Source organism: Olsenella uli DSM 7084 (assembly GCF_000143845.1).
GTDB lineage: Bacteria > Actinomycetota > Coriobacteriia > Coriobacteriales > Atopobiaceae > Olsenella > Olsenella uli.
On sequence record NC_014363.1, the window covers coordinates 2,028,121 to 2,051,896 of the forward strand.

Below are 23,776 nucleotides of genomic sequence, written 5' to 3' on the forward strand. Positions count from 1 at the left end.
CCCCCTGTCTCATTGCATGGTGGCGCGCCTCATGGAGCCGCTGGAGACAGCCGGGGCCTTGGTCACGTAGCCCGTGAGGTCCGCACCAGTGAACAGCTTGATGAGCCAGAAGTAGACGAGCAGGACGGCCATGGGCACAAGGCATGACGTCACGATGCTCACCGCCACGGCATCGATGAGTGTGTTGAGCTGCGCGCCCACGGCGCTGGCCGCATCCTTGGCGCCGGAAGCGAGGGCGTCTATTCCACTGGAGGCAGCCAAGCCCAGCATGTCGAAGAGGCCCCCGCCTTCGCTGTGGTTCTGGCTGGCTGTCCCGTCGGCGTTGTCGGACATGCCCTGGACTGCCGTATCGGTGGCCTGGACCGCCTTATCCACCTGCTGCGATGACTGGTACTGTGCGTTTATGACGTCAGCGAGGCCGGCGCTCACGGGCACGAGCGTTGCCAGCGCCACCCCAACCACCATGAGCCTGACACCCCAGACGAAGAGCATGGGACGTGGGGCCCAGTCCCTGCGCGTCCACAGCCAGGCGATGAGCGTGCCCAAGCCGATGGGGACAAAGACCCTGAAGCCAATGAGGCCAAACGTGGTCATGAGGAACTTCTCGAGGTAGATAACAGAGAGGACGACCACGAGCTTGCCCGAGAGGTCCGCGAGCTGCTCGGCTATGGGAGTGCCCACGTCGTCGGGGATGGCCGTGACCGTCACCGAGGCGGCAGTGGCCGTGGCGACGAGCCCGAGGGCGGTGCTCTTCTGGCCGTCGAGGGTGGCGTTGGTGCCCCCATAGGCATCTTGGGTCGAGAGGTACGTTCCCAGGGGGAACTCGGAGGCAAGCAGGAGCACGGCGAGGAGCGCCGTCACGATAGCCCGTGCGCGAGAGTCCGACATACCAACTGGATCGTCACTGCCACCAAAACCCCCAGGATCCCCGGACCCCGTAACGCGACAATCCGCGGATGCGCTCGCTGCCGGCGACCGTCCGACGCGCATCGGGCGCCCCCCTCCGCTGCCTTGGGCTGTGTTGGGCATGCGCTGCTCCCCTCTCCTCGGGCTGCCGTCCGGCGCGACTGCTACAGGAACCTTACTGCATCGGAAGGTCGGGCGCCGCCCATTCTCGCCCATCCTTCTTCAGGCGCTCTTGGGCCTCGTCAAGCTGGCGCTCGACGGCGGTGCACCCGGTGCCACCATAGGTGTTGCGAGCGTTCGCGATGCCAGCGGGGTCGAGGTCCTGCGCTATGTCGTCGCCGAAGAGGGGGCTGGCGGCGCGGAACTCGTCTGCCGTGAGGTCCTCCAGCCCCTTGCCGCGCTTCTCGCAGTAGAGCACGAGCCTGCCCACCACCTCGTGCGCCTCACGGAACGGCATGCCCTTCTTGGCGAGGTAGTCCGCCACGTCCGTGGCGGCGGTGAGGCCCCTGCCCGCCCCCGCGAGCATGGACTCGGCGTTTACGGTCATGGTGCCGAGCATCCCCGAGGCAATCGCCATGCAGTCACGGAGCGTGTCTGTGGCGTCCACGAGACCCTCCTTGCATTCCTGCAGATCCTTGTTGTAGGCAAGTGGCAGCGACTTCATGGTGGTAAGCAGCGCCATGAGGTCACCGTAGACGCGCCCCGTCTTGCCGCGGGCGAGCTCGGCGAAGTCCGGGTTCTTCTTCTGCGGCATGATGGAGGAGCCCGTAGAATAGCTGTCGGAGAGCGTGATGAAGCCAAACTCCGTGCTGCTCCAAAGCACGACCTCCTCGCACAGGCGCGAGAGGTGCATCATGCTCACGGCGCAGGCATAGTCAAGGTCGAGCAGGTAGTCGCGATCCGAGACCGCATCCATCGAGTTGGGGATCTCGTGGTCGAAGCCCAGGAGCCGGGTGGTGTAGGCGCGGTCCAGCGGATAGGTGGTGCCGGCCAGCGCCGCAGCCCCCAGCGGGTTGGCATCCGCGGCCGTCCGAGCCGCCTCAAGGCGGGTGTGATCACGGGTAAACATCCAAAAGTACGCAAGCAGGTGGTGCGAGAAAAGTACGGGCTGGGCGTGCTGCAGGTGGGTGTAGCCCGGCATGACGACCCCCATGTGCCTCTGGGCGACCTCAAGGATGGTGCGGCGCAGGCGGCAGTTCTCCTCCATGAGTCGACCCGCCGCCTGTTTGGCAAAGAGCCGTATGTCCGTCGCGACCTGGTCGTTGCGCGACCGACCTGTGTGGAGGCGCGCCCCCGCAGCACCGATCCTCTCCGTGAGCGCGCGCTCGACGGCCATATGGATGTCCTCGTCGCCCACGTCCCAGACGAAGCCACCCTGATCCATGCTCTCCCGTATGGCGGAGAGGCCCTCGACCATGTCCTGCGCGTCTTCCTGCGAGACGATTCCCTGGCGGCCAAGCATGCGGGCATGGGCGATGGAGGCGGCTATGTCTTGGCGATACATCCTCCTGTCGATGGGGAGGGACGCGCCGAAACGCTGCGTGAACTCATCCACATCCCGTTCGAACCTGCCGGACCAAAGCGCCATGGGCACCCTCCTGGAAATCCATCGGTCTGGGAGCTCGCTAGGTACGCCACCCTACGCGCTCGCCGCGCTGGTAGCGGGCGTGCCTTGCTCCGCCTCGCCCGTCTCGAACTGCCTGACCTCGTGCGCAGACATCGACTGCACATACGAGGGTCCCTGACTCAGTGACCATGTCTGGGAGGGGAGCGAGTGCAGGGTGATCCAACCCTTGGAGCTCGAGCGGTCGAAGAGGTCACCGTGGCCGTAGGTTGCCAGCTCCCTGCTGTAGAGCGAATAGTCCGACCTGCGACCAGTCACCGTGAACGTGCCCTTGTAGAACTTGGCCCTCACCTCGCCCGTGACGAACCGCTGGGTGTTGGCTATGAAAGAGTCGAGTGCGTTCTTGAGGGGAGAGAACCAGAGGCCGTCGTAGACGAGATTGGCCCAGCGCTGGTCGATGCCGGACTTGTAGTGCAGTGTGTCGTGGTCAAGGCACATAGACTCAAGGGCCTGGTGTGCGCCGATCAGAGCGAGTGACGCCGGGCACTCGTAGCACTCTCGACTCTTGATGCCAATGACACGGTCCTCGATCATGTCGATGCGCCCGAAGGCGTTGGCACCCGCAATGCCATTGAGCTCGATGATGAGGTCCAGCAGAGGCATCTCCGTGCCATCCAGAGAGACGGGCGTTCCCCGCTCGAAGCCAAGGGTGACCTCGCATGGCGCGTCGGGGGCGTCCTCAGGGTCTGTGGTCATCGTCCAGATGTCCGCCGGGGGCTCACTCCACGCATCTTCGAGGACACCGCACTCGATGGCACGGCCGAAGAGGTTGTCATCGATCGAGTAGGGCTTATCAGCAGTCGTGGGCACGGGCACGTCATGAGCGGCGGCCCAGTCCATCTCCTGCTCACGGGTCAGCAGGTCCCAATCCCGCACGGGGGCGATGACCCTGAGGGTTGGGTCGATCGCGTGTATTGAGGTCTCAAAGCGCACCTGGTCGTTACCCTTGCCGGTGCAGCCGTGGGCAATGTAGGCGGCACCGTGGTGGTGCGCCGCCTCGACCATGTAGGCCGATATCATGGGACGGGACAGGGCAGAGAGGAGCGGGTAGGTCCCCTCATAAAGACCGTTTGCGGCGATTGCCTTGGTCAATATCTGGTCGGCATATTCGCTGCGCATGTCAACCGACTCGGCGGCGACGGCGCCCATGTCCAAGGCCTTCTGTTTGACCCAGCCCAGGTCCTGGGACTCCTGTCCCACGTTACAGCAGATCGCAACGACATCGAGGCCCTTCTCGACCTGAAGCCACTTCACCATGACAGAGGTGTCCAGTCCGCCCGAGTACGCGAGAACTACCTTTTCCTTGCTTGAGCTTGCCATTGCCGCCACTCCCCGAAGGTCGCCGTGTTTGACGTATGCCCGTCCCGCCCGGCCAGGGTCTCCTGATCGGACGAGTGGTATGCTGCTCGTGGACCCCAGGGCTCCTCCGGGTCAACAAAAAACCCGGCGATGCCGGGTGTCGTCGCAGTCTAGATGTGTGGGTGAGAACGAAGCGTCTCGGTGACTAGGACAACACGCACTGGCGTCGCAGCAGGATTCGTCGAGCCTGACGTCGCTGGGCCAGCGCGAGCTGAATGCCGTTTGCCATGGTGCTTCCCTCTTCTCGATGTCACGGGCCACAAGGTGGCATGTCTGGTTGGGGGTACTTTAGCTCCTGTGCTCGACCACGCAAGCCAAAACTGCCACTGGTCACAACACCGAAACAAAGTGACGTTCGCAATCGCGGCGGCGGAGGCGGACGTGCCGCCCTGACCCCCATCCAAACGATCGAGGCTGTCAGCCCCTCTCCGTCAGCACCTCTCCCCCACTGCCAAACGTCACCGTAAACACGGATCCCCGTGGCTGGTTCTCGCCTACGGCGACGCGAGCACCGTGGCGGGCAAGGATGGTCTTCACAAGCGAGAGGCCTATGCCCGCGCCACCAAACTCGCGCGAGCGCGACTTGTTGACTCGGTAGAAGGGTTCGAACACAAGCTCCCGTACGTCGGGCGCAATGCCCACGCCCGTGTCGGAAACGGTGGCCACGGCCCCCTCCCTTGACGCGGAGAGCTGCAGCTCGACTTTTCCGCCATTAAAATTGTAGCGGATGGCATTCTCGGCCAGGTTGTAGAAGGCGCGGTAGAGAAGGCTCGCGTTGCCCATGACCGAGACGGGCTGGACATGGCAAGAGAGCGAGACGTTGCTCTCGTGGGCAAGGGGACCAAGGTCTGCTGCGACATGGGCGAGAACCGAATCGAGGGACACGCGCTGGACGTCGGGCAGCTCCCCCGTGTCCGTGAGCTCGAGGAGGTTGCCGACGAGGGAGGAGAGTCGGTTGACATACGTCTCCATCGTGTTGACCAGCTCGTCATACTCAGTCTGCTGCCTCTCCTTCTTCCTGAACACGTCGATACGCGTGCGCAGCACGGCGAGCGGCGTCCTCAGCTCGTGCGCAGCGCTGGCGGAGAAGCGCCTCTGCATCGCGAACGCCTCATCCAGCTGGCAGGTCATCTGGTTGAACGATCTCACGAGCTCCTTGATCTCCTCGCCGCCGTCGACCTCGATCGGTTCGGAAAGGGTGCTTGGCTCGATGGCGCGCACGCGTGAGGAAAGCTGCTTGATGGGCCTCGTGTAGCGTCCTGCCAGAAGATACGCCGCCCAACTGCCGACGACAACCACGAGGGCCAAGATGGAAAGGGTGTCGGAGAGAATCGCCCGCTCGATGCCGTCCACATCGAGGATGATGGAAAGGTTGCCCCGTTGCAGGGACTGAGTGGCCGCGAGCTCGAGCAGCGCGGAGGTCGATCGGTACACGAGCAGGGTCAGCACGGCGCAGCAGCAGACGAGCAGGGCGACCATGAGGAGGGTAAGCTGCGTGCGCACCGAACGCATTGCCTTCGCCAGGCCGCTAACGCCCACCATGGTCGTCCTTCTCCGTCAGATAGTAGCCCTCTCCGATCTTGTTGGATATGGGGTCGCACCCGAGCACGGATCGCAGCTTCTTTCTGAGCGAGCAGATGTGCACCCTCACCGAGTTGCTGAACGGGTCGACGCTGCTGTCCCAAGCATGTGACAACAGCTCCTCGCTGCTTACCACGCGGCCCTTGTGGCGCATGAGGTACTCCAGTATCGCGGTCTCCTTCTTCGTAAGGCTGATCTCGACGCCCTTGGCGCTGAGCCTGCGGGTGGTCGTGTCAAAGCGAAGGTCCCCGCAGTCGAGGAACGTCTCCCCCTGCGTGTACTCGCGTCTCAGGAGGTTGCGCACCCGGGCCTCGAGCTCTCCAAAGGCGAAGGGCTTCACAAGGTAGTCGTCTGCCCCTGCGTCCAGGCCAACGATACGGTCGGAGACCGCCGAGCGAGCGGAGAGTATGAGCACTTTGGTCTCCGAATGCTGGGCCCTCAGCGTCCGCAGCAGTTCGAGCCCATCGATGCCAGGGAGGTTGAGGTCCAGCAGGATCAGGTCATAGGGCTCTATCTGGGCCATCTCAAGCGCTTCGGTCCCATTGTCAAGGAGGTCGACATAATATCCGTCTATTCTGAGACCTTCACCGATAGACTCGAGAAGTTCACGCTCGTCTTCGACCACGAGGATCTTCAAAGTTGTCACTCCCCCTCAAACGCCTATGCGAATCGCGCCCCGAGCCGGACGGCACGAGGCGCGATCCCCTCTGCAAAAGATACTAGCGAACCGGAGATACCCGATGTCAGACGATCCCCGACGCGTGTCGTTCCCGCGCGGGAGGCCTGGTTGTCCCTTGGCCTAGTTGTCCTTCGCCTTGGCCAGCGCCTCATCGACGCGCTTGAGGAGTTCGCTTCCCTCGAGCTTGTTGAGGCCACCGGTGATGGGGTCGCCGACGAGCTTGCCGTCCTGGTCGATGACCATCGTGGTCGGGAAGGCCGTGAGGCCCTCGATCACCTGGTTTGCGTCGCTCTTGGAGTTGAAGGCGATGTTGTCGTACGTGATCCCCTGCTTCGAGAGAATGTCCTGTCCCTCCTTCTTGGCGTCATCGGTGAACCCAGCCTCGGCGTTGACCCCAAGGACGCTGACGCCCTGGTCCTTGTACTTGTCGCTCAGCTCCTGGAGGAGCGGCATCTCCTTCACGCAGCTCGTGCAGCCGTTGAACCAGAACGACAGGACCGTGACCTTGTTCTTCTTGAACACCTCGTTGGTGACGGTCTCGTCGTTGGAGATGTTCGTGGCCTCGAAGTTGGGGAACGCGTCGCCGCCCTTGAGGTGCAGCTTTGACGCCGCCTCGGGCGGGACGTCCGTCGATCCGGACTCGACGGCCGCCGCCGCGTCTGGGGCCGTTTCCGTCGACTGGCTCTTCGAATTCGCTCCACAGCCGACCAGGGAGATGGTCATGAGGATTCCTGCGGCAGAGACCAGGGCCTTCTTCGTAACTTCCTTCATAGCGCTTCCTTTCTGAAACATTTCCCACCGTACGTATGGCTGCCGGCCTCACGGCCGGTGCATAACCGCTTTCATCGCCCCCGATACCGGATGCCGTGGCCTACGCATGCTTGCCTGCGGAGGCGTCTGGCCGGGCGAGCTTGGCCTTGACAAGGGTCAGGTCAACCTCGATCGCTTTGACGGGGCAAGCCTTGGCGCACTCGCCGCAGCGTATGCACTCGAGAGAGGAGGAGTTCTTGGTTATGTCGACATCCATCTTGCAGACACGGGCGCATTTGCCACATTTGACGCACTTGTCCGCATCGACATGGTATTGCAGGAGAGAGACCTTGTTGAACAGCGAATAGAAGGCCCCGAGGGGGCAGATCCATTTGCAGAACGGTCGATAGAACATGATGCTCAAAAGCGCAATTGTCGCCAGTATGCTGAACTTCATGGTGAAGAGGCTGCCCAACGCGGCCCTGATGCTCGCATCGGCAAGGGACAGCGGGATGGCGCCCTCAAGTATGCCCTGCGGGCATACGTACTTGCAGAAATACGGGTCTCCCATCCCCACGGAATTCTGGATGAGGGCGGGAAGGGCCCAGACCATTACGACCAGGATGCCATACTTGAGGTAACGCAGGCCTTTGAGTCTCCTCGTGCTGAGCTTCTTGGGAAACGGGATTTTGTTGAGCAGATCCTGAACCCAGCCGAAGGGACAGAGGAAACCACATACGAACCTTCCCAGAAGCGTTCCTATGAGGATCAGAATCCCAGTTATATAGTAAGAGAAACTGAACTTGGAGGACCCGACAACCGCCTGGAACGCCCCGACTGGACAAGCCCCTGTGGCCGCAGGGCACGAATAGCAGTTAAGTCCCGGGACGCAGACCGACTTCGCCGTACCGGTGTAAATAGTCCCCTCGAGGAAATTAGGGATGTGGGGGTTGGTCAGGAAGGCGGCTATTGCCTGTACGGTCCCTCTCCTGCGCAGGAACGCCCCGACACGCGAGAGCATCGTCTTCATCGTATGCACCTACCCGATGCCCACGCACTCGAGGCATATCCGTATCGCCTTGGCGAGGACGGTATGGACCTCTCCTCGGTAGGCACCGTAGGCGACAAACGTGCCACCGAGGACCACCAGCAGCATAGGTGTAACCCTTATACGACGAAAGCTCAGGACGCCAATCGACCTTGTCTCCATGTGCTCCCCCTTCTTCACGCTGACTAGTACAGCAGAGAGGATGTTAAGTCCTCATTAAGAACGCTAAGAGCACGCCGTCCACATCCCCCTGGCTTGCTGTTCCCCTAGTGCATCCTGTTCGGCATCCTATCCGCACGCTCCGTGCACGTAAATCGAAAACGTGTGCACAGAGCCCTTCGCAACCTGGGCAAAGTCCGATGCCATGCACACGTTTTGAAATTGTGTGCACGCAGCCGCAACCACTTTCCGCCGCGTGCCTCAGCCGCGTGCCTCATCAGGGGCTGCGGGACGACGGCTTGTCACAGCACATGCGACACGGGCCAAGTCCACGAGAAAAAACCCAGGGGCGACGATGCCCCTGGGCTACTTTTCTATGGTGGAGACGATGGGGATCGAACCCACGACCTCAGGCTTGCAAAGCCCGCGCTCTCCCAGCTGAGCTACGTCCCCGTCTGTGCGTCGCGGCGGGACCGCGCCCCTTACAATAGTCGCCCCAGCGGCGACTCGGCTCACGCTGGGGCGACTATTCGACGAGAAGTGGTGGGCCCGACAAGGTTCGAACTTGTGACCTCCCGGTTATCAGCCGGACGCTCTGACCAACTGAGCTACGGGCCCAACGCGAGATTCAATGCTACGCGGCGGCCATATCCGAGTCAACCACTTTTTTGAAAAACATATCCGCTGGTGACAGACGCCAGGGGCGGGGAGCCCGGCGAGGTGCGGTGGACACAATCTTTTTACTTGCAAGGCCACAGCGGACGGGTACCATATCCCCACACAGAGGTAAGGGGGGGTGACTAGATGGTTCGCATGGACATTCAGACGGTCGTCGTGGGCGGAGGCCCTGTGACGTCTCTCGTCGTTCTCAGACCACGATCTCCACAGGCCAACGAGTCAGCACCACGACTTCCCATCCGCATCGGACCCATAGAGGCCATGTCCATATCGATGGGCGTCGATGGTTCCTCCCAGGGGCGGCCCATGACGCATGACCTCCTGCTCGACACCATAACCTCACTGGGAGCGCATCTCGATGACATCGAGATAGTCGGCGTCGAGGGAACCACCTTCTTCGCGCGTCTGGTCGCCACAACGGAGCTGGGTCGTCGAGTGAGCGTCGACGCGAGGCCCTCGGATGCCATCGCACTTGCCGTCCGTGCACACGTGCCCATCTTCGCTGACGAGGCAGTGGTCGAGAAGGCCGCCATGCCTGACTTCGGATCGGTCGAACGAGACGAGCGGCAGGTGGAGATCGAGAGGTTCCACGACTTCGTTGAAAGCCTCTCTCCCGAGGACTTCGACTGAGGACCCAGCACAGGCAGAGCGGGGCATGTGGGACAAAGCCCCAGGGAGTGCATGGTAACAGGCGGGGCACGTTGCGGAGAAGACCGAACGTGCCCCGCCCTTATCGTCACAGCGGCAACGAGAAGAGACGTGTGGTCCCGCTTGCGAGAAGAACCCTACTCGTCATCCTCGAGCAGGCTGTCATCGAGTTCTTCCTCGTCACCAATGTCGACGGGGTCCTCGTCGCTGGCGTCGCGGGCACCGGCGGCCGAGAGATCGAGGGAGCGCTGCATCGGATTGGCCTTGGCGGCCTTCTTCTTGTGGGCCACCATGCGGGCGACGGCACTCACCTTGTCGTTTTCCCCCATGTTCATGATCTTGACGCCCTGCGTCGCACGGCCAAGCTTAGATATGTCCGCCGTCTTGACGCGTATGACGACGCCTTCCTCGGAAACGATCATGAGCTCATGCTGGGGACCGACGACGCGACAGGCAACGAGATTGCCCTTCTTCGAGGTCATCGCGATAGTGGCAACACCTTGACCGCCGCGCTTGTGCTCGGGATACTCGAAGACGGGAGTGCGCTTGCCATAGCCCCTCTCGGTCATGACGAGAAGGTCCCCGTTTCCGTTGGTTATCTCCATGCCAAGCATCTTGACGTCGTCCTTCAGCGTAATGCCGCGCACGCCCGAGGTGTCACGACCGGTAGGCCTCACCTCGGACTCATCGAAAAGGATGGCCTTGCCGACCTCGGAGCAGAGGATGACCTTCTGTCCCGGCTTGACGCGGCGCACATTGACCAGCTCGTCGTCGCGCTTGAGGTTGATGGCAATGATGCCGTCCCGACGGCTCTTGTCGTAGTCACTCATGGCCGTCTTCTTGACCATGCCGTTTGCGGTCGCGAACATCAGGTACTCGTCGGCGGGGAACTCGCGGGTGGTGATGACGGCGGTGGGATGCTCCCCCTCCCCGAGGGGCAGTACGTTGACGAGTGCGGAACCGCGGGCGTGACGTGACCCGATAGGAAGCTCGTGGACCTTGACGCGATAGACCTTGCCCCGGTTGGTGAAGAACATGACGTAGTCGTGCGTCGACGCCACGAAGAGATCCTCGACGAAGTCGTTGTCCTTGAGGGAAAGCCCCTGGACGCCCTTGCCACCGCGCTTCTGCGAACGATAGGTGGCCACTGGGAGGCGCTTGACGTAGCCGGCATGGGTCACCGTTACGACCATGTCCTCCTCGGCAATGAGGTCCTCGACGTCCAGGACAACCGGGGCATCGGAGATGGTGGTACGGCGCTTGTCCCCGTACTTCTCGCCTATCTCGGACATCTCTGACTTTATGACCTCGAGGATCTTGCGGGAGTCGGCGAGCAGGTCCTCATAATACTCGATGGCGCGGCGGAGGCCGTCGAGCTCCTCTTGGATCTTGTCGCGCTCGAGGCCGGTAAGGCGACGGAGGCGCATCTCGAGAATCGCTGTGGTCTGCTGCTTGGTGAAGCCAAACCTCTCGATGAGGCGCTCGGAGGCCTGGGTGTCGGTACGACTCGAGCGGATGATGCTGATGACCTCGTCGATATGGTCGAGGGCGAGGAGCAGGCCCTCGAGGATGTGGGCGCGCGCACGTGCCTTGGCAAGGTCAAAGCGTGTGCGACGGGTCACCACGTCAACCTGATGGTCTATGTAGTGCTGAAGCATCTCGCGCAGGGTGAGCGTGCGGGGCACGCCGTTCACCAGAGCAAGGTCGATGATGCCAAAGGAACTCTGGAGGGCGGAGTACTTGTAGAGGTTGTTCAGGACGACCTCGGGAATGGCACCCTGCTTGAGCTCGATGACAAGGCGCAGGCCCTTGCGGTTGGATTCGTCGCGCATGTCCGAGATGCCCTCGACGCGCTTCTCGTTGACGAGCTGGGCTATCTTCTCCTGCAGGGTTCCCTTGTTGACACCATAGGGGAACTCGGTGAAGACGAGCTTGTTGCGCCCCGTCTTGGTGGACTCGACATGGGCTTTGGCGCGGATGGTGATGATGCCGCGCCCCGTCTCGTAGGCCTGGCGAATGCCTTCCGAGCCCATGATGACCGCACCGGTCGGGAAGTCAGGCCCAGGCATGACGGTCATGAGGTCGTCCACCGTCGCGTCAGGGTTGTCGATCAGCATGCATACTGCGGCGATGGTCTCCTTCAGGTTATGGGGAGGGATGTTGGTCGCCATGCCGACGGCGATGCCCTGTGAACCATTCACCAGCAGGTTGGGGAAGCGCGCCGGAAGGACCACGGGCTCCTGGAGAGACTCGTCGTAGTTGGACTGCCAATCGATGGTGTCCTTGTTGAGGTCACGCAGAAGCTCCATGGCCGGACGGGCGAGACGGGACTCGGTGTATCGCATGGCGGCGGCGGAGTCTCCGTCGATGTTACCGAAGTTGCCATGCCCATCGACCAGGGGAGTCCTCATGGAGAACCACTGGGCGAGACGAACCATCGCATCGTAGACTGCGGAGTCACCATGGGGGTGATACTTGCCGATGACCTCGCCGACGGTCCAGGCGGACTTCTTGTGTGGCTTGTTGGGGAAGATCCCCGCCTCGTTCATGGCGTAGAGGATGCGCCGGTGGACGGGCTTCAGGCCGTCACGCACGTCGGGAAGCGCACGGGCGGTGATGACGGACATGGAGTACTCGATGAAGGACTGCTCCATCTCGTGTCCGAACTCGTGGAGTTGCAGGCGGCCCCCGTGGATGTCCACGTCGTCACCCATCCCGCGGTTGTCGCTGCCCATCTCGACCTCGTCGTCCGCCTCGTCGGTAGCCACATCGTCCATGCCGGCTTCATCCTCGGCTTCGGGGTCATAGACAGGGGTGCCGGACTCGTCGCGTTCCGCACGGTCAAGGAGCTCCCTCAGATCGTCGGGTAGGGAGGCAGCGGCATGCTCCCCATCCTCCGGCGTGATATTGCTGTTGTCGTCTGCCACGTAACTGCCTTTCGTTAGATGTCGAGGAATCGCGCATCCTTGGCGTGCTGCTCGATGTAGTCCCTGCGATATTCGACGGAGGTGCCCATGAGACGAGAGACCGCGCGTTCGGCGCGGGCGGCGTCATCGATGCTGATGCGTTGGAGGATGCGGGTCTTAGGATCCATCGTGGTGTCGGCAAGCTGTTGGGGGTCCATCTCGCCCAGGCCCTTATAGCGCTGGACGCTGTACTTGCGCTGCTTTCCCTCCTCATCGCGCGGAACACATTCCTCTATGGCCTGCTGCAAGAGGACGTTCTCGTCCGTCTCGCTGTCAGGATAGACGTAGTGGATCCTCTTTCCGACCTTTACGCCAAAGATAGGCGGACAGGCCGCATAGACAAAGCCTGCGTCAATGAGGGGGCGCATGTACTTGTAGAAGAAGGTCATCAGCAGGATGCGAATGTGTGCGCCGTCGACGTCGGCATCCGTCATGATGATGATCTTGTGGTAGCGGGCTTTGGCTATGTCAAAGTCACCGCCCTCGCCGTTGCTCATGGTGACACCGGTGCCGATCGCAGTAATGAGGGACTGGATGGTCTCCGAGCTGAACGCACGGTGGTCACCTACGCGCTCGACATTGAGGATCTTGCCGCGCAGCGGCAGTATGGCCTGGATGTCGCGGCGCCGGCCGTCCTTCGCGGAACCGCCTGCCGAGTCGCCCTCGACGATGAAGAGCTCCGTCATGGAGGCGTCGCGGACCGAGCAGTCCGCCAGCTTGCCGGGAAGGGCAGCGCTCTCGAGTATGCTCTTGCGCCGGGTCGCTTGGCGGGCCTTCTGTGCGGCGAGGCGTCCCTTTGCGGCCTGGGCCGCCTTCTTGAACATCTCCCTGGCCTGGTTGGGATGCTCTTCGAGATACTCCGCAAGCCCTGCGGAGACGATCTTGTTGGTGAGGGTGCGCATGTACGAACTGCCGAGTTTGGCCTTGGTCTGTCCCTCGAACTGGGGATCGGGCAGTTTGACCGAGATGACGGCCGTCATTCCCTCGCGAATGTCATCGCCCGTGAGGTTGCTGTCCCTCTCCTTCAGGAGCTTGTGGTTGCGGGCATAGTCATTGACGGTCTTGGTGAGGGCCGTGCGGAAGCCCTCGAGGTGCATGCCGCCCTCCTCGGTGTAGATGTCGTTCGCAAAGCTCATGACCATCTCGGAATACCCGCTGTTCCACTGCATCGATACTTCCACCTCACCCTTGTTGCTTTCGGGCGCGGCGGGATCAGAGGTTCCCTCGATGTAGATGGGCTTGGAACAACCGGAAAGAACCGTCTTGCCCTCGTTGAGGAACTTGACGAAGTCGATGATGCCACCCGCATAGCAGAACTCATCCACACGTGGGACGAGCTCGCGCTCGTCAGTCAGGACTATCTTGACGCCCTTGTTGAGGAAGGCCGTCTCCTGCAGATGGTCATGGAGGGTGTCGTAGTCGTAAGTCATGGTCTCGAAGATCTGGTCATCCGGCCAGAAGGTGACGGTCGTACCCGTTACGTTGGGGCTGCAGGTACCAACCTTGTGCATCTTCTTGGTCACCTTGCCGCGAGACAGCTCGATCTCGTTGATCACGCCATCACGCTTGACTTGGGCGACGAGGCGCTTCGAGAGGGCATTGACGACGGAGATGCCGACACCGTGCAGGCCGCCCGACACCTTGTAGGCGTTATTGTCGAACTTGCCGCCCGCATGGAGTACTGTGAGGACAACCTCAAGGGTGGGCTTCCTCTCGACGGGGTGCATGGCGGTGGGGATGCCACGCCCGTTGTCGACCACAGTGACCGAGTTGTCGGCATGGACGGTAACCTGAATCTTGTTACAGAAACCAGCCATGGCCTCATCAACCGAGTTGTCGACGATCTCCCACACCAGATGGTGGAGGCCAGTCTTTGAGGTGGTTCCAATATACATGCCAGGGCGCTTGCGGACGGCCTCGAGACCCTTCAGAACCTTGATTTCGCTCGCGCCGTAGCTATGCTCGTTTTTGCTGGGCAATGATGTTCCTCTCTTAAAAAAACCCGTTCCCAGAGACTTAGCCATTCTACGCTTCGAGTATTTTCATTTCTTCAGGCCAAGCAAAATTCGATAGACAATATATTGCCAATACCTTGTCAGAGACTCTCAGGACCCGAAATTAGGCAAGGAAAACCTATTCACGTCCCTCATACCTCTCTCGACGAAGTGAGTTTCTCATGGCTGTTGCCGCACGGGCCCTCAGGTGGTCGGGAAGGTCCTCCGTGAGCGCGGCGACGCGTTCTTCCTCCGCGGCGGTAAGCGGAGGGAGTGCCTTTGGCGAGGGCGGGGTCGCTCCGTTACCGAGTGCCGCGTGAGAAACGGGCGACGACGCGGGTCTTCTCGAAAGCCTGAACTCAATGCCCGATACCTCGAAGCCGATCGCAGCCAGGCGTGAGAGGTAGACCTCCCTGTTCACCGAGAAGTCCGTCAGGCGGGCATGCGAGTCGACATACACCCCCAACACGGGGGCCAGGCCGTCCGCGCGCCGCCTTTTGAGGAAAACGCCTGTCGTGTGCGCATGCTCGATATCGCCATTCGCGCGAAACCACGCAACTGCGGCACGTTGGTTCTCGCTGAGACGGGTGGCGAGGGCGTCGGAGAACAGACCATCCAAGGCCTTCCCCACCGTCACGGGCGGATTCTTAGTGCAGCCCTCGAAGTCATAGCTACCCACGTAGCCCTTGTGCGACGAGAAGTCCCCCTCATTCGCCAATGGGAACCACCTCCGCACCACAGAGAAGCTCCCGTGGAAAGTAGCCAAGGTTGGTCGTGCTCACGACCGCCTGGATGCCACCCTGGACGAAGCGGGTCATGGCGTTGCGGCGGGTCTCGTCCAGTTCGGACATGACGTCGTCCAACAGCAAAAGCGGCTGCTCCCCCGTCACGTCGCGGGAAAGCTTCACCTCGGCCATCTTCCATGCGAGGACGATGGATCGCTGCTGTCCCTGAGACCCGAAGCTCCGGGCATCGCGACCGTCGATCGTGAACGAAAGATCGTCACGCTGGGGACCCACGAGCGTCTGCTGGCGACGTAGCTCCTGTGGTCGTAGCTCACATAGGCGCTTCGCGAAGGCCGCGCAGATCTCGTCACGAGAGAGGTCCTCGAGGGGAAGCCCAAGAGACGAGATGTAGCGGCAGCCCAGCTCCTCACCCTCTGAGATTTCGCGGTAGATGGGGCACATGTACTCGACCAATCGTTCGAACAGGTGGATGCGAGAGACGAGTAGCGTGGATCCACCAAGTGCCACCGACGCGTCCCAGGCTTCAAGGAGCGCCAGATCGGGACACTCCTGCCTCAGAAGTCGGTTGCGTTGCTCGACCGAACGTACATAGGCCGAGAGTATCTTTGAGTAGGACCTGTTCGCCTGACGACCAAAGGCGTCGAGCTCATCGCGACGATACGCTGCCCCACGCTTCACGAACGACAGGTCGTCGGGACTGAAGAGGACCGACATCAGCGTAGACGGAAGGTCTTGGGCCTGGCACCTCTTCCCATTTCTCATGAAACGACGGCGTGTGGGGTCGATCTCACAGGACACGTCAACGACACGGCCATCGCCCTCGAGACGGGCCGCTATCAGGGCACAGCTCTGATCCTCGCGAACGAGTTGGGCGGGTTTGGAATGCCGAAACGAGAAGCCTGCGGTGAGCATCTGCAGAGCTTCGATGGCGTTCGTCTTGCCTGCGGCATTACGACCGTGGAGTACGGTCATGCCATCGGCGAGCGCTATGTTCCTCTCGTCAAAGTTGCGCCAGTTGCGCAGACCAAGACTTCTGACAAGCAGCCCCACACCTACATCCTGACGGGCATTAGCAGGTAGAGGTAGTTGATCTTGGCATAAGACTTGAATATGCCCGGTTGCATGGCACTCAACAGCTCAAGGGTTATCTCCTTCTCGTTTGCGGCGGCGTTCACGCAGTCGAACACGTAGTGGTAGTTGAGCGCTATCGACATGCTCTGCCCCTCGACGTCGACGGGAAGGAGTTCCGTCGACTCCCCCTGGTCAGGAGAGGACGCCGAGAGCTTCATGACCCCTCCGTCCGTGTCGATGTCGACGCGGACGGAGGGGTTTGCCAAAGCGATGACCGAGACGCGCTTGAGCGCGGAGGCGAACTCCGAGACGTTGACCTTGACGGAGGTGTTGCAGTCGGCGGGAAGGAGCTGCTTGTAGTTGGGGAAGTTCCCCTCGATCTTGCGGGTGATGTAGGTGGTGTTGCCAAAGACGAACACCACCTGGCTGTCTGTGGTACCTATGAGGACCTTTTCCGTCATGGAGGGGAGGGTGAGGACGTCGTGGAAGGTCATGCCGGGAACGATTGTCTGGAACGCCTCGTCCGCAGATGAGGTCTCGGCATTGGAATCGCAGACTGCCAGGCGGTAAGAGTCGGTCGCGACCAGGCGGATGGTGTTCTCCTCAACGGAAAGCAGCACGCCCGAGAGAATCGGTCGAGAGGTGTCCCTCGAGGTCACCTTGTAGACCTTATCGACCATCTCGGAGAGCAGGGATGACGGAAGCTCTATGGTGCGGCCGAGGGCGAACTGCGGGAACTCTGGAAAGTCCGACGGGTCGAGGGTGTTCAGACGGAATGTCGACTTGTCGCAGGAGATGGAGACGACACGCTCGCCCCCCTCGAAGGAGACCGCGGCATCAGGTAGCGTCTTGACGATGTTCATAAGGATCTTGCCCGAGACGACCGTCGACCCCGCCTCCTCGACCATGGCGGCGATGCGATGGCGGACGTTAATCGTGAGGTCGGTGGTCTGGAACGTCAGTGTGCCCTCGGCAGCTGTGATGAGGATGCCCGAGAGGATGGGCAGGGTCGAATTACTACCCATGCCCTTCGAGACGACTGCGAGCGCCTGGGACAGGGATGACTGGCTCACCGAGAACTTCATGGGTACCCTTCCGTTGCTATTGGTACTTATATATACGTAAAGGAGCAGTTCTAGTAATAGACGCTGTCAAAAAGGTGAAAACCTTGCGGACGTGCTGCTCGGAGCATCGCCTCACTCATTGTAGACGTCCACATTCCCTCTTCTCCCCCTCAACACGCGTACGTGTCGAAAACGGCTTTCGACAGAGGGGAAGGGCTTGTCAACGCGAGACGACAGGTTTTCATCACTGTCATCGACACCGTCAGCTACTGTCCGTGATGCTGTCGTGCAGGGTCTGCACACGGTCGTGAAAGATGCGGTCTTCTCTCTTGGCCTTGTCGACCCAGGCGATGCTGTGTTCTACGGTGGCGTGGCTCCGCCCACCAAACTTCTTGCCGATGTCTGCCAACGTGTGGTCGGTCAGCTTGCGCGTGAGCCAGATGGCTACGTGGCGTGGCTCCATGAGTTCCTTGTTGCGCTTGCCACCCACGAGGTCGTTGTGAGAGATGTCATAGTATCCCTCTATGGCCTTCTGGATCTGGTCCACGGTGATGATCTTTTGTCCGGTGGGCCACTTGGAGCTGGCGATGCGGATGATGTCCTCACGGGTGAAGGGGAGGTCGCGGGTCTTCTTGCGAGATGCATCCATGAGACAGGCGTGGACGAAGCCCTCGATGACACGGATGTTCGTACCCGACCTATCGGCCATGAGGCGGCGCATCTCCTCGGAGATGGTCCCATCCATGAGGGGTAGGTGCTCGTTTATGGCATCCTGCTTCATGTGCTCGTAGAAGTTGTTGATGAGATTGAGCTTGAGCTCGTAGTCTGGCACTTGGATGCTGACTGTCACGCCCGAGTCCATACGGCTGGTCTCACGCTCGTCGAACTTGCTGTCACCCGTGCCCAGCTGCAATGGTGACCTGTCCGCCGCACATACGATCTGTTTGCCATGTGACACCAGCGCATTGAATGTCTCGAAGAAGAAGCGGATGGTGCCAGCGGCGGTCCGCATGTTCTGGATGTCATCGATGATCAGCACGTCGACGTTCTGGTAGCTCTTCGAGAGGACGCTCCGGGCAGATGTCTCGCTGTCGTTCCATGCAATACGGTACTCCTCGATAAACTCTGCGGCCGTGCGATAGACGCAGAGGCGCGAGGGGTCGTTGTGAACGATGTAGTTCTGTATCGCCCTGAGCAGGTGGGTCTTGCCCAGCCCGCTCTTACCGTGGATGAACAGGGGGTTATAGCTCTTGTTCTCGCCGTTAGCGACCTGTTTGGCCGCCTCGTAGGCCAGCATGTTCTCCTCGCCGGCGACGAAGCGGTCGAAGGTGAGTTTGGAGTCGACGACTTCGACGGCCTCGCTCTCGAAGTGATTGTATGCCTCGGTCGTGGTCATTCCCTCGACTCGACCCGCGCCTCCCCGTCTCCGTTGAGGAACCTCTCCCAGCTGGTCTGGTGTGATGGTGGTTTCGACCGCTATCACGGGTTTTCTTGTTGGCTTGGGAGCTGTGCCTTGCACCGGGCCACGAGTTTGGTGCTCCTCGCCCACGTGGCCCGCCCCGCGTGCCGCTTCGTTCAGATGTAAGTGTGTGCCCATAGTGTCCCTTGCCAGATCGACACAGAGCATGACTGGTTGGAACGCGGCCTGCTCGAGGCATCCCTCGATCATGGTGCCATGCTGCATGATCTTGCGCTGGGCAAAGGTCATGGAGGTCTCTATGTGGAGGCTCTCGCCGTCAAACGAACGTGCGGAGCAGCTCTTGAGCATAGCCAGCAGCGATGGTTGGATGCCCTGCGCCTCGAGGAGCATCAGGACGTCATGCCAAAGGATGTCGGCATCGGAATCTTGTAGTGGGTCCATGGTTCACCAAACGTGTTCGAATGTTGAAAAGTGCGGTCCATTATATGATGAAAACCACGCTTGGGTTGAAAGAAGACTACATCCCCTGTTGGAGCAGGTATGCCCTTCCCACTGCGGTGAGGACGCGCTTCTGCTCGCCTTTCTTCTTGTGCACAAGACCCGCTGCCTCCAGGGCCTTGAGCTCGCGCGACCAGGTGGGTTGTGATGAGCCGTAGGTGCGCATGAGTTCGGTCGGTCCGACGGCGTCGTGTTGTGCGAGGAACGAAAGGACCATCATTCCGCGTGGTGAGACCGTGATGCCCAGGGGAACCGACTGCCCTGCTGCCCCCTGCACGTGGCCCTGGTTTGGAGCACCGGGGACGGGCGCCACCATCTGATGCCTTGGGACTGGCATCTGCATCGGTGGGACGTGTTGCACGACATAGCCACCAGACTGCTGGTAGGGCATGGCAACCATTGGGGTGCCTGCTTGTCCGTAGGGATAGGGGTACTGTGCTCCGGCAACGGAAGAGCCGCCCATAGGCTGTTGATACTGATACGTCCCAGCGATTTGGGCGCAGGGGGCCGCTTGGTATGCGTAGCGTTCGTCATCCGTAACTGCCCCCTCGTCTGCGACGCTTGATATCGTGACGATGGTCCCACCCGTGATGTTGTCCTCTATGGTGAGCGACCCACCTCGGTCCATCATATATTGCTGCGCATAGGGAAGGCCCGATCCGACGCCACGTATGAACTGCTTCATGTCCTCCGTCGCGGAGGTAGTGCCATACTCCAGCGCCCGTTCCTTCTCTCTGATGCCTGGCCCCTGGTCCGAGAAGCGTATGGTGTCTCCCCCGTCGAGGATGCTGATGGTCGGTTCGATGAAATATGCGTGTATGTAGTTCTCGACCACCTCGCGGATGACCATGAAGGGGATGTCGCCGCCCTGCTCCTTGCAGAGTCGCACCACCGTCGCAGTTATCTCCTCAAGATACGAGCGCACATCCTGCGTCTCGACGACCACTACGCGCGGCGCGGCCGCCGCATCGTCATACACGGCTATGCGCGCCGGGTAGCGTACCTCGAGGGGGGGCGTGCGCCCCCCTGCCGCCAGGTCGCCCCCCTCGTCGCTGTCGCTTGTCGTGTTGTCGACGAACGGATAAAACGCCCGTGCCACGCCCGCAGTCCCTCCCCTGTTCTCCTTATCAACAACCATTCATCAAATGAAGAAAAACATTCGATATGAATGAAACCAAAAACAAAGTTTTCTACAAACTAAGAAACAATGTCTATAACTCTTAGAAGAAAGAAAACATAGCGTGAAAATAATATCATTAGATGGGAATAAAACACCAGTTAAAACTAATTGAAGCAAGATTCTATTCGCTATCCATTCTCTATGTGTAGGAATTCTCCCGGTTCTCATAGAGCCAACCATAGGGCCAACCGTTGCCCACACCTGCTTCCAGGAGAAGCGTACAATGGGTGAATTGTGGCAACTAGCTGAGGATTAATTGACAAGCGTAATTGTCGACCTCTACAATCTTATGGCTTGATGCCATTGGTTCGATATTTCTAATTCATGGAGGATTCAGACATGAAGCGTACATACCAGCCCAATAAGAGGAAGCGTGCTAAGACCCACGGTTTCCGAGCCCGCATGGCAACCAAGGGCGGTCGTGCCGTTCTCTCTCGTCGTCGCGCTAAGGGTCGTAAGCAGCTCACCGTCTAGGAACGTCATGGAGACCATCAAATCCAAAAGGGAATTTGAGAAGGTCTTCTCTGGCGGGAAGAGGGTCAACCACAGACTCGTGCGTGCGTGCGTGCTCAGGACTGACGAAGGCGGCTTTGGCAAGGTCGCCTTCGTTGCCCCTAAGCGTCTTGGGAATGCCGTCTATCGCAACAGGTGTAAGAGGGTGCTGAGGGAAGCCGCCCGTCTGAGTGGTTTTCCGCTTGAGGGTGCGGATGTCATCCTCCTTGCGACGAGGCAGACTCACGAAAGCCACCCCTCGGAGGTGGGAAGGGCCATAGCCTCCCTTATCGAGAGGGTTGGTGTCTGATATGGTCGACGTGGGCGTAGATCACGCTTCCACGCTGCAGAGGGCATCCCTTTGTCTTATCAAGGGATATAGGAAGTACGCATCTCCCCTGCTGGCGCCCCGCTGCATTTACTCCCCCACCTGCTCCGAATACGCGCTCGAAGCAATAGAGCGCTACGGTGCTGCGCGCGGCATGATGCTTGCGGCAAAGAGGATTCTCAGATGCCACCCATTCCATAAGGGCGGATATGATCCCGTTCCCTAGGCAATTCAATTCTCGGAGGAACCATGTGGGATTGGTTTATTAGCTTTCTCATGCATGTGCTTGAAAGCCTTGCAGGCTGGGCAGGTGACTGGGGTATCGCCGTCATCATCCTGACATTCATCATGCGTCTCATCGTCATGCCGCTCATGACACGCTCCACAGCCTCGAGCGCGCGTATGCAGGCTTTGCAGCCCAAGATGAAGGAAATTCAGAATCGCTATGCCGACGATCCCGAGCGCATGAACGAGGAGATGCGCAAGTTCTACTCGGAACACAAGTTCAACCCCCTCGGTGGATGCCTACCTGTGCTCGTCCAAATGCCGGTGTTCGTTGCGCTGTTCACTGTCGCAAAGAACGTTCCTGCCGACGCGCACTTCCTGAGCATCATGCCTTCGCTCTCCCAATCTGCCGCAGGGGCGCTCGCGTCCGGTGGAGTCGCAGGTGCACTCGTCTACATCCTCTTCGATGTGGCCTTTGGCGTTTTGACCCTCGTTCCCATGATCATGAACCTACAGAACACCTCCGATGAGCAGCGTCAGCAGACGCTCATCATGGGTGTCGTCATGGCTGTGATGATGCTTTGGTTCGGCTGGTCGGCACCCGGGGCGGTTCTCCTCTACTATGACACGTCCGCCATCTGGCAGGTTGCCCAGCAGAAGATCGTGACTCAACGCGTCATGCAGAAGGTCAAGGAAGAGACCGAAGCCAAGTTGGCAAGTCAGCCCGTGCAGGTAGACGTTGTGCGCAAGGAGCGCAAGCCGCGACCTCACAAGAAGGGTTAGGTTGATCGGGACCGAGGTGTGGGATACGTCGCGCGCCGCGTGGACACTTTGGAGGTAGACATGGAGGACGAGAGGGATCTTTCTCCCAAGCAAATGGAGGGCACGCCCAGCACGCCTGAACCCAGAGAGGATGGCGAGCTCGAGTCCTTACGCCTGCGCTATGAAGCAGGTGAGTCACTATCCGATGAGGAAGTCGACCGAATTGCCGACATAGCGGTAACTTATGTCAAGTCTCTCCTCTCTTACTTCGGTGAAACGCAGGTCGCCATAGATGAGTATGACGGCGATGAGGGGGAGCTCATCCTCGATGTGAGTGGAGGAAACCTCGCCGTTCTCATTGGTCGGCACGGGCGCACACTCGAGGCACTTCAGATGATTGTTTCATCTTTTATGTCTAATAAGTTGCACTTCCATTATCCGGTTAGTATCGATATTGAAGGATATAAGAGCAGACGCAAGGAGAAAGTTAAGTCACTTGCCCGTTCAGCCGCCAATAGAGCAATACGACAACAGGGCCAGGTTGTCCTTGCACCCATGAATGCCTATGAGAGAAGGCTTGTCCACCTTACCCTTTTGGAGAATGAAGAGGTCAGTACTCATTCCGAGGGAGAGGACCCAGACAGGAGAGTGATCATTACCTTCGTTCGTTAAAAGGACGGGTACATATACTCTATGGGGTATCATGGGGAGAGTCTCTGCTCTCCCCTTTTCTTATGGCAAAAATCTACGATACGCTATTATTTGGCAGGGTATATGAATGAGCTGATGTTATCCTCCTATAGTGCAGGTTTAGATTCCCATCTCAAGGGATATGGAATCTTTCTCTCAGACGCACAGCGCATGACCCTCCTTGAACATCTCATGCTTGTCTTTGATAAGAATAGGGAGATGAACCTTACTAGAATTGACACCATGGAGCATGGTCTCATACTCCATATCCTTGATTCTCTTTTACTTCTTCCTTGTCTTGATCACCTTGGTTACAAACATGAGAACTACTTTGTCGATTTGGGGACAGGGGCTGGCTTTCCTGGCATCCCTCTTGCAATAGCTACTGGCATGTCAGGTCTCCTGATTGATTCGGTGGGAAAGAAAGCACATGCTGTGGAAGGGTTCATTCATACCCTTTCCTTATCTGGACAGCTGTCTGCCAAAGGCATTCGTGCCGAAGACTTGGCTCGAAGGAAGGCAGGGGCCTTTGATTATGTGAGTGCTCGTGCGGTTGCGGAGTTACCGGTACTAGTTGAGTACGCCTCTCCCCTATTGAGAAAGTCAGGCTGTTTAGTCAGCGCCAAAGCGAACATCCAAGATAACGAACTTGAAGCTGCAGATAAAACGGCATATCTATGTGGAATGAAACGTGTTTCACGTGAAATTTTTGAATTGCCAGATGGTTTGGGTCACAGAGAAGTAATTGCATATAGAAAGACAGCTAGAGCCTGCGTGGAACTACCGCGTAAGAACGGTATGGCAAAGCATAGGCCCTTATTTCTAGGAGCTCGACAAGGAGACTAGGGTAATTCGTTGCAAATAGGTACAGATTAGATGTTTCACGTGAAACAAAAGCATGTATCATT

22 protein-coding genes and 2 tRNA genes are annotated in these 23,776 nt (G+C 59.6%); 7 read left to right on the top strand and 17 right to left on the bottom strand.

Annotation, left to right across the window (positions count from 1 at the left end; genetic code table 11):
• Nucleotides 1-9: 9 nt before the first annotated feature.
• The 10 genes from OLSU_RS08865 to OLSU_RS08905 form a co-directional block, all read right to left on the bottom strand.
• The gene (locus OLSU_RS08865; RefSeq protein ID WP_148219081.1) at nucleotides 10-888 is read right to left on the bottom strand and encodes a hypothetical protein; all 879 of its coding nucleotides are present in this window, start codon (nucleotides 886-888) and stop codon (nucleotides 10-12) included.
• Nucleotides 889-1,081: 193 nt separating this feature from the next.
• Nucleotides 1,082-2,494 (bottom strand): argininosuccinate lyase, encoded by a 1,413-nt coding sequence (argH, locus tag OLSU_RS08870; RefSeq protein WP_013252605.1) that lies wholly within the window; start codon nucleotides 2,492-2,494, stop codon nucleotides 1,082-1,084.
• 51 nt (nucleotides 2,495-2,545) lie between these two features.
• Entirely contained in the window at nucleotides 2,546-3,850 is a 1,305-nt protein-coding gene (locus OLSU_RS08875) for an argininosuccinate synthase (protein WP_013252606.1), read from the bottom strand.
• A 456-nt stretch (nucleotides 3,851-4,306) separates the two neighbouring features.
• Nucleotides 4,307-5,431, bottom strand: a complete 1,125-nt coding sequence (locus tag OLSU_RS08880) for a sensor histidine kinase (protein ID WP_013252607.1) — start codon at nucleotides 5,429-5,431, stop codon at nucleotides 4,307-4,309.
• Nucleotides 5,418-6,107 (bottom strand): response regulator transcription factor, encoded by a 690-nt coding sequence (locus OLSU_RS08885; RefSeq protein ID WP_013252608.1) that lies wholly within the window; start codon nucleotides 6,105-6,107, stop codon nucleotides 5,418-5,420. The genes OLSU_RS08880 and OLSU_RS08885 overlap by 14 nt, the downstream gene beginning before the upstream one ends.
• Nucleotides 6,108-6,269: 162 nt before the next feature.
• Nucleotides 6,270-6,920 carry a TlpA family protein disulfide reductase gene (locus tag OLSU_RS08890; RefSeq protein ID WP_013252609.1) on the bottom strand — a complete coding sequence of 217 codons (651 nt, stop codon included), beginning with the start codon at nucleotides 6,918-6,920 and terminating at the stop codon, nucleotides 6,270-6,272.
• A gap of 100 nt (nucleotides 6,921-7,020) precedes the next feature.
• On the bottom strand, nucleotides 7,021-7,929 hold the full coding sequence (locus tag OLSU_RS08895) for a 4Fe-4S binding protein (protein WP_013252610.1): 909 nt from the start codon (nucleotides 7,927-7,929) through the stop codon (nucleotides 7,021-7,023).
• 9 nt (nucleotides 7,930-7,938) lie between these two features.
• The gene (locus OLSU_RS09680; RefSeq protein WP_013252611.1) at nucleotides 7,939-8,109 is read right to left on the bottom strand and encodes a CD1871A family CXXC motif-containing protein; all 171 of its coding nucleotides are present in this window, start codon (nucleotides 8,107-8,109) and stop codon (nucleotides 7,939-7,941) included.
• Between the two features lie 374 nt (nucleotides 8,110-8,483).
• Nucleotides 8,484-8,559: transfer RNA gene (locus OLSU_RS08900), tRNA-Ala, on the bottom strand.
• Nucleotides 8,560-8,647: 88 nt separating this feature from the next.
• A tRNA-Ile gene (locus OLSU_RS08905) sits at nucleotides 8,648-8,724 on the bottom strand.
• Between the two features lie 195 nt (nucleotides 8,725-8,919).
• Here OLSU_RS08905 and OLSU_RS08910 point away from each other — a divergent pair.
• Complete coding sequence (locus OLSU_RS08910) at nucleotides 8,920-9,414, top strand: bifunctional nuclease family protein (RefSeq protein WP_269083696.1); 495 nt, start codon at nucleotides 8,920-8,922, stop codon at nucleotides 9,412-9,414.
• 155 nt (nucleotides 9,415-9,569) lie between these two features.
• On the opposite strand, the gene gyrA is transcribed toward OLSU_RS08910, so the two are convergent.
• The 7 genes from gyrA to OLSU_RS08945 form a co-directional block, all read right to left on the bottom strand.
• A complete protein-coding gene (gene gyrA / locus OLSU_RS08915) occupies nucleotides 9,570-12,359 on the bottom strand; it encodes a DNA gyrase subunit A (protein WP_013252613.1) in 2,790 nt (929 codons plus the stop codon).
• 14 nt (nucleotides 12,360-12,373) lie between these two features.
• A complete protein-coding gene (gene gyrB / locus OLSU_RS08920; protein WP_013252614.1) occupies nucleotides 12,374-14,377 on the bottom strand; it encodes a DNA topoisomerase (ATP-hydrolyzing) subunit B in 2,004 nt (667 codons plus the stop codon).
• 154 nt (nucleotides 14,378-14,531) lie between these two features.
• Nucleotides 14,532-15,110, bottom strand: a complete 579-nt coding sequence (locus tag OLSU_RS08925; RefSeq protein WP_013252615.1) for a hypothetical protein — start codon at nucleotides 15,108-15,110, stop codon at nucleotides 14,532-14,534.
• Nucleotides 15,100-16,188 (bottom strand): DNA replication/repair protein RecF, encoded by a 1,089-nt coding sequence (recF, locus tag OLSU_RS08930; protein WP_013252616.1) that lies wholly within the window; start codon nucleotides 16,186-16,188, stop codon nucleotides 15,100-15,102. Before recF ends, OLSU_RS08925 begins: the two co-directional genes overlap by 11 nt.
• A 2-nt stretch (nucleotides 16,189-16,190) precedes the next feature.
• Nucleotides 16,191-17,294 (bottom strand): DNA polymerase III subunit beta, encoded by a 1,104-nt coding sequence (gene dnaN / locus OLSU_RS08935; RefSeq protein WP_013252617.1) that lies wholly within the window; start codon nucleotides 17,292-17,294, stop codon nucleotides 16,191-16,193.
• A gap of 241 nt (nucleotides 17,295-17,535) precedes the next feature.
• Entirely contained in the window at nucleotides 17,536-19,134 is a 1,599-nt protein-coding gene (locus OLSU_RS08940; protein ID WP_013252618.1) for a DnaA/Hda family protein, read from the bottom strand.
• Between the two features lie 76 nt (nucleotides 19,135-19,210).
• Complete coding sequence (locus tag OLSU_RS08945; protein ID WP_013252619.1) at nucleotides 19,211-20,290, bottom strand: ATP-binding protein; 1,080 nt, start codon at nucleotides 20,288-20,290, stop codon at nucleotides 19,211-19,213.
• A gap of 420 nt (nucleotides 20,291-20,710) precedes the next feature.
• Here OLSU_RS08945 and rpmH point away from each other — a divergent pair, with 420 nt between their 5' ends.
• From rpmH to OLSU_RS09450, 6 genes are all read left to right on the top strand, one after another.
• Nucleotides 20,711-20,845 carry a 50S ribosomal protein L34 gene (gene rpmH / locus OLSU_RS09440; RefSeq protein WP_009278282.1) on the top strand — a complete coding sequence of 45 codons (135 nt, stop codon included), beginning with the start codon at nucleotides 20,711-20,713 and terminating at the stop codon, nucleotides 20,843-20,845.
• A gap of 7 nt (nucleotides 20,846-20,852) precedes the next feature.
• Entirely contained in the window at nucleotides 20,853-21,173 is a 321-nt protein-coding gene (gene rnpA, locus OLSU_RS08950; RefSeq protein ID WP_013252620.1) for a ribonuclease P protein component, read from the top strand.
• Between the two features lies 1 nt (nucleotide 21,174).
• Nucleotides 21,175-21,417: a membrane protein insertion efficiency factor YidD gene (gene yidD, locus OLSU_RS09445; protein ID WP_013252621.1), complete on the top strand. Its 243-nt coding sequence runs from the start codon at nucleotides 21,175-21,177 to the stop codon at nucleotides 21,415-21,417.
• A 23-nt stretch (nucleotides 21,418-21,440) separates the two neighbouring features.
• On the top strand, nucleotides 21,441-22,199 hold the full coding sequence (locus OLSU_RS08955; protein ID WP_013252622.1) for a YidC/Oxa1 family membrane protein insertase: 759 nt from the start codon (nucleotides 21,441-21,443) through the stop codon (nucleotides 22,197-22,199).
• A 60-nt stretch (nucleotides 22,200-22,259) separates the two neighbouring features.
• Entirely contained in the window at nucleotides 22,260-22,850 is a 591-nt protein-coding gene (locus OLSU_RS08960; RefSeq protein WP_013252623.1) for a Jag family protein, read from the top strand.
• A gap of 102 nt (nucleotides 22,851-22,952) precedes the next feature.
• Complete coding sequence (locus OLSU_RS09450) at nucleotides 22,953-23,714, top strand: 16S rRNA (guanine(527)-N(7))-methyltransferase RsmG (protein WP_013252624.1); 762 nt, start codon at nucleotides 22,953-22,955, stop codon at nucleotides 23,712-23,714.
• Nucleotides 23,715-23,776: the final 62 nt, after the last annotated feature.